The organism is Stenotrophomonas sp. STEN046 (assembly GCF_056759755.1).
Map to the genome: position 1 here is coordinate 42,648 of NZ_JBRRDR010000001.1, position 12,863 is coordinate 55,510.

The following is a 12,863-nucleotide window of genomic DNA, read 5'->3' on the forward strand; positions in this document are numbered from 1 at the left end:
GCAGGTTTCAACGTGCCCGGCGGGCCTCGGCCACCTGCCGGCGGTGCAGCCGGAACAGGTGACGCTCCATCGCCATTTCCAGGCCATCGCCCAGGCGATGGAAGCGCAGCCACAGGTAGTGGCCACCGCCGCCATCGGCGGCCTCTGCGATCACTTCCACCGGAAGGTCGATATGGTCGGGCAGCCAGTCGCTGGGCTGCAGGCGCACCACGCCAGCCTGGCCGGGCATGGCGCCGCTGCGCGGGCCCAGCTGCAGGCGGATGCCGCGGCGCGACCAGCGCACCGGGCGCAGCGTCGGTTCCTGGCCCTGCTGGCGGATCAGGCGGCCGAGCAGGACCATGGTCAGGTCGACCTTGGCTTCCAGCCGCTGCAGCTGCAGGCTGGCCTCGCTGCGTTCTTCGTGTTCGTCGATACGACTGTCTTCGACCAGCGCCAGGCTGCGCAGCAGGCCTTCGGCGCTGCTGGTGCGGCCCACTGCACTGCCGGCCTGGAACTCGGCAGGCAAGGCCAGTTCGCAGCTGAGCGTTTCATCGAACAGCTCGCTTTCAGCCGGGTGGTGCAGCGACGTGGTCGGCAGGAGGGTCATGCCAGCGATTCTGCCTGCAGGTAGGCATGCGCGGCGCGAAGGGAGCGGCGGCCATCATGCAGCTGCACCGATACCGCATCGCGGCGCTGGCGCAGCAGGCCCAGCAGGCTCTGCTGGCGTTCCAGCAGCGCCGACAGCGGCGCGTGGTCGGCATCGGTCAGTGGCTGGCTCAGCAGGGCGTGCAGGGCGCTGTCGTGGCCATCCAGCAGGCTGTCGGCCTGTTCGAAGGCTTCTTCGCCGAGCGCCTTCTCGAAGGCGTCCAGCTGCGCGTTGAGTTCAAGCACGCTCATGGTGCCACCGCCGCCGGGCGGCGCTGCTCATGCGGAATCGCATTCCAGGCGCCGTCGATCTCGCCCAGCAGCTGCAGCGATTCGTCCAGCGCGGCACGGTCGTTATGCAGGTTGGCTTCGGTCAGGCGCTGCAGCAGATAGTCGTACAGGGCCGACAGATTGCCGGCGATCTCGCCGCCGGCTTCGTGGTCCAGCGATCCGTTGAGGTGGGCGACGATCGCACAGGCCTCGCCGATCGCCTTGCCCTTGCCGGCCTGGTCGCCCCGGTCGAGGGTGGCCTGTGCACGGCGCACGCGCTCCAGCGCGCCGGACAGCAGCAACGCCACCAGTTTGTGCGGGTCGGCATCGGCGACCGCACTGGTCACACCCACCTGGCGGTATTGCTCGGCGTATTGACGGCTGGAACCGTACATTCGTGATTCTCCCTTGCGCTGGGTGCCGGCGTGCGGTCGAAAGGGACCGTTGGCGCCGGCGCTGCGATGATTGCTGTTGCGTCCGTTATCGGTGCGTACGACGCCAAACTTGAGCGTCGCGCGCGTTTCCTCAGCGGTTCAGCTGTGACAGCTGCTGCGACAGCGTGTTGCTGCTCTGCTGCAGCTTGCCCATCAGGCTGTCCAGTGCCACGAACTGCTTCTTGTAGCGGGCTTCGACACCGACCATGCGTGCGTCCAGGTCCTTGCGGCGCTTGTCGATGTTGTCCAGGGTGCTGTTCAGGCCCTTGGTGCGGGCGACGAATGCACCTTCCTTGCCGACCGTGGTGCTCACGTAGCCGTCGACCATGGTGTACAGGCGGCCGGCGCCACCGGTATCGCCGGTGATCGCCTGGCGGATCTTCTCGGGCTGGGCGGCCAGGGCGGCGGCGAACTTGGTGCTATCCAGCACCAAGGTGCCGTCGGCGTTGGGGTAGCCGCGCGTCTGCAGGCCCAGCGCCTTGGCGTCCAGCTTGTCGCCTGCCAGGTCCAACAGCACGCCGGACATCGTCGAACGCAGCTGGGCGAGCGCGCCGCGCATCTGTGCATCGCCGGTCAGCGCGGAGGCTTCCTTGGTCTTCGCGTCGTACTTGGTTTCAGTGTTGATCGCCGCGATGGCCGCGTTGTAGGCGGTCACGAACTCCTGCATCACCTTGGTCGCGGCGGTGGTGTCGGTGCTGATGACGACGGTGCTCTGTCCCTTCACTTTCAGATTCAGGGTCAGCCCCGGCACTGCGTCGGTCACGGTGTTGCTGGCGCTCACCACTTCCACGCCGTCGATGGTCAGCAGTGCATCGGTGGCCGGGCTGTTTTCCTTAAGGCTGCCGACCAGCGCGCCCAGCTTCGGGTCGCTGCCACCGTACTCCAGCTTGATCGCGCTGGCCGCGCCGGTCTTTTCCTGGGCAATGGACAGGTACTGGTTGTCGCCGGAACTGATCAGCGTGGCCTGTACGCCTTCCTTTCGGCCGGCGGCATCGATCTTGTTGCGCACCGTGGTCAGCGTGTCGCCGGCCTCGACCTCGATGTTCATGGTCTTGGCCTTGTCACCCACGCCCACGGTCAGCGTCAAGGTTCCGGCGCCGAAGGTATCGGTCTTGGGCACCGAGGTGTCGGCGATCAGCTTGTGCGCCGACGCCAGGTTTTTCACGTCGATCTTGTGGGTGCCGTTGGCGGCGGCTGCCTTGCTCGTGCCCAGGTCGTACAGCGCAACCGACGCGGTCAACACGTCGTCGGCATTGTTGGGGCCAGCCTTGCCGGTGGCGGTGACGGTGCGGGTGTCGAAGGCGGTGGTGGCCTTCAGGGCGGTCAGCGCGGTCTTCAGCTTGTCGAAGGCCGAGGTGACCGTGCCGACCGACGACAGCTGCATCTTGGTCTTGGACTGCTGCAGGTTCAGTGCATTGTCGGCGGGCTTGCGGTCAGCCGCGACCAACTTGTTGACGATGTCTGAAATATTCAGGCCAGAGCCAATGCCACCGTATCCAAAGTCTGCCACGTCGTTTCTCCTGGTATCCGGGCCTGGCCATCGTGCGGTGGCCCGTCGTCAACGAAAATAGCGGCCTGCGCCGCTGGGTCTTGAGGACTTCGTTGATGCATGCGCCGTGCCACTGGCCGCTCGGGCAGTTCTGGCACGCCGGTTGCAGGAGGTCTGGGGCAGGGTGCGGGTGGGTTCACCGCAGGCTGCCGGGAGTCTGCAAAAAACCCTCCCCCAAAAGCAGGGGAGGGATCAGGCTACTGAACAATCGGGGGGAGACGAAGCCGCCCGGTGCGTACAGTCAAAAGTACAGCGCTGAAAGAGAGGTCCGCAGGGGCGGGCGATGCCAAGCCGGTTCGGGATGTTTCCCGGGCCGGGCATGGCCCGCGCGTGTGAGCGCGGGGGCATTCGGGTTGTGGCTGCCGCCGGTGTGATCCGAGGGCAGCGACGCCTTGTTGCCTTTGAATCAGCGCAGCAGGCTCAGCACGCCCTGCGGCACCTGGTTGGCCTGGGCCAGCATGGCCGTACCGGCCTGCTGCAGGATCTGGGTGCGGGTCAGCTCAGCCGTTTCCTTCGCGAAATCGGTGTCCTTGATGCGGCTGCGCGAAGCCGACAGGTTCTCCGAAGAGGTCTGCAGGTTGGCAACCACCGAGGTGAAGCGGTTCTGGATCGCACCGAGGTCGGCGCGGGTGCTGTTGATCGCACCCAGGGCCTTGTCGACCACTTCCATCGCCTGCTGTGCACCCTTCACGGTGGACACGTCGATCTTGTCGGCGTACTGGTTGGTGGCGGCAGCACCTGCGCCGAAACCGGCGATGGTCGAGGTGAAGGCCGTCGCAACGCCAGCGTTGTTCACGCTATCCTTGACGGAGGTAAGCGTGAGTGCGCCATCCGCTGCGGTTTCTGCGTATACACCGGTCTCGCCGATCTTTGCGTTGATCGCGGTAGCTGCGGCCTTGCCAGCAGCGATGGCGTTGGCTGCTGCGTCGCCGACGCTCTTTACGGTCATCGCGTCAAAATTGACAACCGTGCCCTTGCTGTCGGTGATGGTGAAGGCCGCAATGGCCGTATCGACGGCATCAGCGCCGCCGACGTCAGCGGTTGCCGTTGCGAACTGTGCACCACCCAAGGCATTGGCCTTGGCATTGATGGTCTTGTCGATGGCGATGGCCTGGCCGGCGTTGGCACCGACCTGGAACAGCTGGCTGGAGAACGAGCCGTCCAGCAGCTTGGTGCCGTTGAAGTCCGACTGCTTGGCAACGCGGTCGATTTCCGAGACCAGCTGGGTCACTTCGGCCTGCAGCGCCTTGCGGTCGCTGGCCGAGTTGGTGGCGTTGGAGGCCTGCACCGACAGCTCGCGGACGCGCTGCAGGTTGTTGCCGATTTCGGTCAGCGAGCCTTCTGCAACCTGGGCCAGCGAGATGCCGTCGTTGGCATTGCGGATGGCCACGTCGGTACCGCGGATCTGGGTGCCGAAACGCTCGGAGATGGCCAGGCCGGCCGCATCGTCCTTGGCGCTGTTGATGCGCGAACCGGAAGACAGGCGCTGGATGGTGGTGGCCAGCGAGCTGCCGCTGGTGCTCAGGTTGCGCTGAGCATTCAGGGACATGGTGTTGGTGTTGATGACTTGTGCCATGGTGCTTTTCCTTTGGCGAAGGTGGAACGTATTTCAGGAACCGGGCGGCAGCTCAGCCACCGCCCGGTGGTCGATCAAGGAGCGGATCAGCGCAGCAGGCTGAGCACGCCCTGCGGCACCTGGTTGGCCTGGGCCAGCATGGCCGTACCGGCCTGCTGCAGGATCTGGGTGCGGGTCAGCTCAGCCGTTTCCTTCGCGAAATCGGTGTCCTTGATGCGGCTGCGCGAAGCCGACAGGTTCTCCGAAGAGGTCTGCAGGTTGGCAACCACCGAGGTGAAGCGGTTCTGGATCGCACCGAGGTCGGCGCGGGTGCTGTTGATCGCACCCAGGGCCTTGTCGACCACTTCCATCGCCTGCTGTGCACCCTTCACGGTGGACACGTCGAGCTTGTCGGCGAACTGCTTGGCCGGTGCCGCCGGAGCGGTCACGTCGTCGGTGTAGGTCGCGCCGGTGGCAGCCACGGTGAAGCCCTTGTAGGCGCCATCCTTGTCGACGCTGTCCTTGACCGAGGTCAGATCCACGCCCGTACCCGCCGCATTGATTTCGGCATAGACGCCGGTTTCACCAATCTTGGCATTGATGTGAGCAGACAGAGCCTTGGCGGCAGCCTTCTGGGTGTCAGCGGCCACGCCGGTGCTGGCAACCTTCAGGTCATCGAACTTCACCGCATTACCCTTGCTGTCGGTGATGGTGATGGCGGTGATATTCGCATCGTCACCCGCGGCGGCCGGAATCGTGACGGCGAGCTTGCCGCTGGCGAACTGCGCGCCACCCAGAGCATTGGTCTTGGCATCGATGGTCTTGTCGATGGCAATGGCCTGACCGGCGTTGGCACCGACCTGGAACAGCTGGCTGGAGAACGAACCGTCCAGCAGCTTGGTGCCGTTGAAGTCCGACTGCTTGGCAACGCGGTCGATTTCCGAGACCAGCTGGGTCACTTCGGCCTGCAGCGCCTTGCGGTCGCTGGCCGAGTTGGTGGCGTTGGAGGCCTGCACCGACAGCTCGCGGACGCGCTGCAGGTTGTTGCCGATTTCGGTCAGCGAGCCTTCTGCAACCTGGGCCAGCGAGATGCCGTCGTTGGCATTGCGGATGGCCACGTCGGTACCGCGGATCTGCGTGCCGAAGCGCTCGGAGATGGCCAGGCCGGCCGCATCGTCCTTGGCGCTGTTGATGCGCGAACCGGAGGACAGGCGCTGGATGGTGGTGGCCAGCGAGCTGCCGCTGGTGCTCAGGTTACGCTGAGCATTCAACGACATCGTGTTGGTGTTGATGACTTGTGCCATGAGGAGAGGTCCTTGAGCGGTTGCACGTGAGTTGGGTCAGACGCCCCTGACGTGCTTCAGGGGCGGCTCATGTCAGCGCTGCAACAGGCTGAGCACGTTCTGCGGTACCTGGTTTGCCTGGGCCAGCATGGCCGTACCGGCCTGCTGCAGGATCTGGGTGCGGGTCAGTTCGGCGGTTTCCTTGGCGAAGTCGGTATCGCGGATGCGGCTGCGCGATGCGGACAGGTTCTCCGAGGAGGTCTGCAGGTTGGCGACCACCGATGAGAAGCGGTTCTGGATCGCGCCGAGGTCGGCGCGCACGCTGTTGACCGACTCCAGCGCCTTGTCGACGACCGACATGGCCTTCTGCGCGCCAACGGCGGTGGTGACATCCAGATCCTTGACGAAGCTGCTGGTGACGCCGGTGAGGGTGCCGCCGTTGGTGCTGCTCTGGGTCAGGCCGACATTGGCCAGGTCGGTGACCACTGCACCCGGAACGGTGGAGGCCGGGCCGGCCACGCCGAGGCTGAAGGTCTGGCCATCCTTGACCGAGGCCAGGCTGACGACACCGGCATTGACCGAGGCAACCACGCCGGTTTCGCCAATCTTGTTGTTGATCGCAGCCGCAGTGGCGGCGCTGATCGACTCACCGGACTTCACCGAGATGTCGCCGATGTTGATGGACGTTGCGGTGCCGCCCGGCGGGGTGACTACCACCTGCAGCTGCGAGAACGTGGTGTCAGCGGTGGCCTTGTCAGCCGCGGCCAGGCTGGTGCCGGTGTAGGCGTTGGCGAAGTTCGCCGCGCCCAGGGCGTCGGCCTTGGCGTTGACCACGCTGCTGATGGCGATGGACTGGCCGGCGTTGGCGCCCACCTGGAACAGCTGGCTGGTGAAGCTGCCATCGAGCAGCTTGGTGCCGTTGAAGTCGGCCTGCTTGGCGACGCGGTCCACTTCCGAAACCAGCTGGGTCACTTCGGCCTGCAGGGCTTTGCGGTCGCTGGCCGAGTTGGTGGCATTGGAGGACTGCACGGCCAGTTCACGGATGCGCTGCAGGTTGTTGCCGACTTCGCTCAGCGAGCCTTCGGCGACCTGGGCCAGCGAGATGCCGTCGTTGGCGTTGCGGATGGCCACGTCCAGGCCGCGGATCTGGGTGGTGAAGCGTTCCGAGATCGCCAGGCCGGCGGCGTCGTCCTTCGCGCTGTTGATGCGCAGACCGGACGACAGGCGCTGGATGGTGGTGGCCAGCGAGTTGCCGCTGGTGCTCAGGTTGCGCTGAGCGTTGAGCGACATCGTATTGGTGTTGATTACCTGTGCCATGGGGTCGTCTCCTCTTATATGGAACCCGTTGGTGAAAGAAACGAAGCGCCGCCTGATTTTTTTGTTTGGCTGTGTGCTTCGCCGTTGCCAAATGAATAACGGCGCTTTGTCAACAACCTTTAGCCGGGAATTCCGTGGAAGCCGTAATTCGTGGCGAAAGGCTGTTTTTCCGGGGTTTGTGCTGCCCCCGGAAGGGCGGCCGGGCAGGGCCCGGCCAGCGCTGGAGAAGGTATCGGCGCCCGCCGGGCAAGCTGAACGCTGATGTGCTGCGCCGGGCATGGCAGGTTTCGGTAGCGCCGGGCCATGCCCGGTGGATCCTGTGGCGCAACGCAAACGAAAAAGGCCGCGATGCAGGGCATCGCCGCCTTGGGGTCCTGCGCTGGCGCGCTGGATCAGCGGATCTTGTTGAACAACGACATCGACTGCATCTGCGAGAACAGCGTCTGTGCAGCCTGCAGCGCGGTGCTTTCCAGCTGGTACTGGCTCAGGGCATCGGCGTAGTCCAGGTCGCGCATCTGCGAAAGCGTGGTCTTCAGCGTGACCCCGTTGGCCTCACGCATGTCCGCCGCATTGTCCAGTGCTTTCAGCTGCGCGCCACCGGCGGCGCGCGAATCGATCATCCGCTCTCCGGCACGTGCAACGTCGCGCAGCGCGCTCTGCAGTTCGTTCTGCTGCGCAGCCATCTTGGCCGGGGTTCCGGTGTCGGCATCAAGCGCAGCGATCAACTTGTCCATGGTGCCGAAGATGTCGCGGCTGCTGGCAGCCTGCACGTTGAAGCTGTCGCCGGCCGCCGGCGCGCCGGCGATCTGCAGGCGCACGCCGTTGACCTCCAGGTCGTCGCCGGCCTTGTAGGTGCCGGTGCCGGTCACATTGCCAGCGCCATCGAGCACTTCGTACTGGTTGGCAGCGGTGAATCGCACGCTGAACGACTGCCCGTTCCAGCTGTCACTGCCGTCGCGGGTGATGTTGGTCAGCACGCCGTTACCGGTATTGCCTGTGGCCGGGCCACCATCGACGAAGCCATCGCCGGTGGCAATGCGCAGGAAGATCTCGCTGCCGGGCAGGGCATCACGTACGTAGGTGTCCGGGCCCACTTCCACCTGGCGCTGGGTCTGGTCGCCACGATAGACCACCTTGCCATCGATCTTGGCGAACGGCGGATCGCTGTCATTGGTGCCGCCGAACACGTAGCGACCGGTGCCGTCGCTGCTGTTGGCCAGCGACAGCAGGCCATCGCGGATCTGGTTCAGTTCGGTGATCAGGGTCTTCTTGTCCGGCGCGCTCAGCGCAGGGTTGCTGGCCTGGATGGTCAGATCGTTGACGCGCGCCATCAGGTCGTTGACCTGGGCGAGGGTGTTTTCCTGCACGCCCAGGCGGTTCTGCACGTTGCCGGCATTGAGCTTCATGCGATCCAGCGCGGCCAGGCTGCGGTCCAGGCCAACAGCGGTGCCCGCGGCGACCGGATCGTCCTTGGCGCTGACGATCTTGCTGCCGGTGGCGATCTGCTGTTCCAGGTGGCTGAGCTTGGCCTGCTTGGCCATCATCAGTGCAACCGACTGGCTGTACATCATGCTGGTGGAGATACGGCTGCTCATCGACGGACCGCTCCCAGGATGGTCTGGAACATGCTGTCGGCGGTGGAAATCAGCTGCGAGGCAGCCTGGTAGGCCTGTTGCAGGCGCAGCATGTCGGCGGCCTCCTCATCCAGGTTGACGCCGGATACTTCGTCCCGCGCAGTCTGCGCCTGGTTGGTGATCACCTGCTGCGCGTCGAGCGAGTATTCGGCCGAGCGTGCGGCGGCGCCGACCTGGGTGGTCAGCCCGCCCAGTGCGCCGTTCAGGGTGACGGTGCCGGCATTGAATGTCTTCGCATCTTCCACCTTGGACAGCTTGGTGGCGTTGCTGTTGTCCGACGAGCCGGCCGGCGTCGGGGTGATGTTGAAGGTGTCGCCGTTCTTGGGCGCGCCGTCGAGCACGAAGCTCCAGCCGTTGGCGCTGATGGTCTGGCCGGGCGTATAGGTCTGCGGCGGGCCCCCATCGATGGTGTAGGTGGTGGCCGAGGTGAATACGATCGCCGCCGGGTTGCGCAGGTTGGGATTGGCTGCGTCGGTCACGCTGACACCGCTCAGCTTGCCGGTGCCGGTGTTGGCCAGCGCGGCAGCGCCCTTGATGGCGGCCGCAGCGGCGATGCGCGAGGGATCGGTGATCGCCATTTCCAGGCTGCCGGCCACGCCGGCGGTCGGCTGCAGCAGGAAGCGGTCGTTGGCTGCCGGGGTGCCACCGACCACCAGCTTGACGCCGTTGATCAACAGCGGATCGGCAGCGGTGCCGGTACCGGTGAGCGGCACGGCGGCGCCGGTGTCGGCGCGGCTGGCCGCCCAGTTGGTGCCATCGAACTTGAGCACGATGTTCTGCGCTTCCAGCTTGCCCAGATCGCCGAAGCTGGCGGTGATCGAGCCGCTGCCGGTGTTGCTGGCATTGCCGGTCACGCGCGGGTTGCCGATGTTGAAGAAGTCACCGCCCATCTTCCCGTACAGGTCCACGCCCTGGCGGTGGGTGCTGTTGAAGGTGTCGGCCAGGCCGATGGCCAGCTTGCCCAGTTCGGCCTGGGCCGGCGTCAACACGGTGTCGCGGAATTCCAGCATGCCGCCGATCTGGCCGCCGACCGCCTTCGGGTCCAGGGTGATGGTTCCGCCCTGGGTCTGCAGGGCCAGCTGCAGGCGCTCGGGCTGGTACGGGTCGGAGACCGTGGTGAGCTTGGAGGCGGTGGTGCCCACCACCAGCGCCTGGCCACCGGCGGTGTAGACGTTCATGATGCCGCCGTCCTGGATGACAGCGGTACCTCCGGTGTAGCCGATCAGCTGCGAGATCAACTGGTCGCGGCGGTCCAGCAGATCCGGTGCGGCATTGGCGATGTTGGTGCCGATGGCGCCGTTGATCTGGGCGATTTCCGAAGCCAGGCGATTGACCTCGGTGGCCCCGGCCTGCAGGCCGTTGTTGACCTCGCCATTGAGGTTGTTCAGGTGCGTGTTGAGCTGACCGAAGCGGCTGACCAGTGCCTTGGCGCCGTCCAGCATGTTCTGCCGGTCGGCAGTGCCGGCGGCGTTGGAGGACAGCCCGCTGACCGAATCGAAGAAGTTCGACCACACGCCCGCCACATTGGTGGCCGGGTCGGAAACCAGGGCGTTGACCCGGTCGGCCATGCCCGAGAGCTGCTTCAAGCGCGCCAGTTCACCGCTGCTGTCGAGCAGGCGCGAGATCGCAAGCTGGTCGGCCGAACGCCGAATGTCGACGATGCGGGTGCCGTTGCCCACGTCGCCATAGCCGTAGTTCTGCGGCGTGGCGGTGGCGAAGTCGACTTTCTGCCGGCTGTAGCCGGGCGTGTTGAGGTTGGCCACATTGTGGCTGGTCGTGGCCAATGCACGCTGGAAGGCGAGCAGGGCACTGGTACCGGTGGAAAGGACGCTGGACATGGTGTTCCTCAACGACGAGTGATACCCAGCGCCGCGGTTGCGGTGCTGGCGAAGGTCTGGCCAAGGCGCGAGCCCGCATCGGCCACGGCGTTCACCGCGCGCTCGATGGTCGGGCCGCCGGCGATCGCGGCGATCTTGGCCGCGTAACGCGGATCGGTGGCGTAGCCGGCGCGCTGCAGGCCGCGTGCGAAGCCCTGCACATCGGTGCCGGCCTGCAGTGCCTGCTGGTAGCGCGGGCTGGTCTTCAGCAGGCGCACGTAGTCGGCAAAGCTCTCGGCCGGCGAGGTGTAGGCGCGGAAGCTGGCGGTTTCGTTGCGGCGCACGCCGTCGACATACTCATGGGTGCCGGCGCTGGCGCTCTGGCCCTTCCAGCCGGTGGCCTTGATACCGAACAGGTTGTGCGAGGTGCTGCCGTCGGCATGCTTGATCTGGCGCTTGCCCCAGCCGGTCTCCAGCGCTGCCTGGGCAACCAAGGCGCGGGCGTCCACGCCCAGTTCCTTTGCTGCGCTCTGGGCGTGCTGCCAGATGCTGGCCACGAAACCCTCGGGGGTGTGTGCGCCCAGCTGGGCCACGGCGGTACGGGTGGCCAGCGCATCGGTGGTGGTGCGGCTGCCGCGGTTGCTGGCGGTGGGCGCCCACTGGTCACTGCTGGCGGCCCAGTCGGCGCCGCCGATCGCGCCGGCATACGGATCATCGGTGCCCATCGCGCGATGCATGCTGCTGCTCTCGCGGCCGGCGATCAGGTCCAGCGCCTGCTCCATCGGCGCGACCTGCGGATCGATCGACGCCTGTGCACCGTCTTGGCTGCCGGCTGCCATCTGCTGCAGCATGCGCACCGCCTGGCTGGCATCCTGCAACGGCAACGATGGCGCCTGCGCGGGTGCATTGAGCTGGTAGGCGCGGGTGGCCTTGGCCGGGTCCATGCGGGTATCCAGCGCCGGGCCATCGGCCTGTGCGCCGGACAGCTGGCGGGTGATCATGCTCGACAGGCCAAGGCCCTTGCCGCGGGTCATCGCCTCGGCAATCTTCTGGTCGTACATCTCCCGGAACATCTTGTTTTCACCCGGGAACAGCGAATCGCCGAAGCTGGCATCGCGCATGCTCTTGACCAGCATCTGCGCGAACTGGCCTTCCAGCTGGCGCGCGACCTTGTCGATCTTTGCCGGATCGTTCTGCTGGGCCGGCGTCAGCTCAAATGCTGGCGTGATGCGCATGTCAGATCACCTCGAGTTCGGCGCTCAGGGCGCCGGCCTGCTTCAGTGCTTCCAGGATCGCGATGAGGTCACCCGGGGCCGCGCCAACGGCATTGACCGCATGCACGATTTCATCCAGCGTGGTGCCGCCGTTGAACTTGAACATGCGGCTGCCATCGTTGGTGGCGGTAATGGTCGACTGTGGGGTCGCCACCGTCTGGCCGCCGGCAAACGCGTTGGGCTGGCTGACGTTGGTGTTTTCCTGGATGGTCACGGTCAGCGAGCCATGCGAGATCGCAGCCGGGCCCACGCGCACCTGCTGGCCGATCACCACGGTGCCGGTGCGCGAATTGACCACCACCTTGGCCGGTGCTGCGCCGGGGGTCAGTTCCAGGTTCTCGATGCGGGCCAGCAGGCCGATGCGGGCACCGGCGTCGGTCGGTGCGCGCACCGCCACGGTGCCGCCGTCCACGGCGCGGGCCGAGCCTTCGCCGAATGCATTGTTGAGTGCGCCGACCATCCGCGAGATGGTGGTGAAGTCACTGTTGTGCAGGTTCAGGGTGATCTCGCCGCTGGCACCGAACACGTCCGGCAGGGCGCGTTCGACAGTGGCGCCATTGGGAATGCGGCCGACGCTGGGTACGTTCACCGAGACCCGCGAACCGTCCTTGCCCTGCGCGCCGAAGCCGCCCACGATCAGGTTGCCCTGCGCGATCGCATAGACCTGGCCATCGGCACCGCGCAGCGGGGCCATCAGCAGCGAGCCACCGCGCAGCGAAACGGCATTGCCGATCGAGGAAACGGTGATGTCGATCGGTTGGCCCGGCTTGGCGAACGGCGGCAGCTCGGCATGGATGGCCACGGCCGCCACGTTCTTCAGCTGCGGGTTGACGTTGGCGGGAACGTTCACGCCCAGCTCGCCCAGCAGGTTCTTCAGGCTCTGCACGGTGAAGGGTGCCTGGCTGGTGCGATCGCCGCTGCCATCCAGGCCCACCACCAGGCCGTAACCCACCAGCGCGTTGCCGCGCACGCCACCGACCTGGGCCAGATCCTTGATGCGCTCGGCACTGGCCGGGGAAGCCGCCGCCAGGAGCATGAACGCTGCACAGTAGAGCGACGCCGTGCGTCGCTGCCAGGAAGAAGAGATGAAAAGTTTCATGGCCATA

At 66.0% G+C, this 12,863-nt stretch carries 11 protein-coding genes; all 11 read right to left on the minus strand.

All coding sequences use genetic code 11. The features are described 5' to 3' along the window. Nucleotides 1-7 precede the first annotated feature (7 nt). Nucleotides 8-586 carry a PilZ domain-containing protein gene (locus tag ACVOLJ_RS00205; protein ID WP_481563109.1) on the minus strand — a complete coding sequence of 193 codons (579 nt, stop codon included), beginning with the start codon at nucleotides 584-586 and terminating at the stop codon, nucleotides 8-10. After that, nucleotides 583-876: a flagellar protein FliT gene (locus ACVOLJ_RS00210; protein WP_012510978.1), complete on the minus strand. Its 294-nt coding sequence runs from the start codon at nucleotides 874-876 to the stop codon at nucleotides 583-585. The genes ACVOLJ_RS00205 and ACVOLJ_RS00210 overlap by 4 nt, the downstream gene beginning before the upstream one ends. Then, on the minus strand, nucleotides 873-1,289 hold the full coding sequence (gene fliS / locus ACVOLJ_RS00215) for a flagellar export chaperone FliS (RefSeq protein WP_475279906.1): 417 nt from the start codon (nucleotides 1,287-1,289) through the stop codon (nucleotides 873-875). The genes ACVOLJ_RS00210 and fliS overlap by 4 nt, the downstream gene beginning before the upstream one ends. Before the next feature lie 130 nt (nucleotides 1,290-1,419). Further along, the gene (fliD, locus tag ACVOLJ_RS00220) at nucleotides 1,420-2,838 is read right to left on the minus strand and encodes a flagellar filament capping protein FliD (RefSeq protein ID WP_481563110.1); all 1,419 of its coding nucleotides are present in this window, start codon (nucleotides 2,836-2,838) and stop codon (nucleotides 1,420-1,422) included. 445 nt (nucleotides 2,839-3,283) lie between these two features. Next, entirely contained in the window at nucleotides 3,284-4,453 is a 1,170-nt protein-coding gene (locus ACVOLJ_RS00225; RefSeq protein WP_481563111.1) for a flagellin, read from the minus strand. Between the two features lie 86 nt (nucleotides 4,454-4,539). Next, the gene (locus ACVOLJ_RS00230) at nucleotides 4,540-5,736 is read right to left on the minus strand and encodes a flagellin (RefSeq protein WP_481563112.1); all 1,197 of its coding nucleotides are present in this window, start codon (nucleotides 5,734-5,736) and stop codon (nucleotides 4,540-4,542) included. A gap of 72 nt (nucleotides 5,737-5,808) precedes the next feature. After that, on the minus strand, nucleotides 5,809-7,032 hold the full coding sequence (locus tag ACVOLJ_RS00235; protein WP_475278703.1) for a flagellin: 1,224 nt from the start codon (nucleotides 7,030-7,032) through the stop codon (nucleotides 5,809-5,811). A 392-nt stretch (nucleotides 7,033-7,424) separates the two neighbouring features. Further along, nucleotides 7,425-8,627 carry a flagellar hook-associated protein FlgL gene (gene flgL, locus ACVOLJ_RS00240; RefSeq protein ID WP_475278704.1) on the minus strand — a complete coding sequence of 401 codons (1,203 nt, stop codon included), beginning with the start codon at nucleotides 8,625-8,627 and terminating at the stop codon, nucleotides 7,425-7,427. After that, the gene (flgK, locus tag ACVOLJ_RS00245) at nucleotides 8,624-10,504 is read right to left on the minus strand and encodes a flagellar hook-associated protein FlgK (RefSeq protein ID WP_475278705.1); all 1,881 of its coding nucleotides are present in this window, start codon (nucleotides 10,502-10,504) and stop codon (nucleotides 8,624-8,626) included. The genes flgL and flgK overlap by 4 nt, the downstream gene beginning before the upstream one ends. An 8-nt stretch (nucleotides 10,505-10,512) precedes the next feature. Beyond that, nucleotides 10,513-11,718 (minus strand): flagellar assembly peptidoglycan hydrolase FlgJ, encoded by a 1,206-nt coding sequence (gene flgJ, locus ACVOLJ_RS00250; RefSeq protein WP_481563113.1) that lies wholly within the window; start codon nucleotides 11,716-11,718, stop codon nucleotides 10,513-10,515. Between the two features lies 1 nt (nucleotide 11,719). Continuing rightward, a complete protein-coding gene (locus ACVOLJ_RS00255; protein ID WP_481563114.1) occupies nucleotides 11,720-12,862 on the minus strand; it encodes a flagellar basal body P-ring protein FlgI in 1,143 nt (380 codons plus the stop codon). Nucleotide 12,863 lies beyond the last annotated feature (1 nt).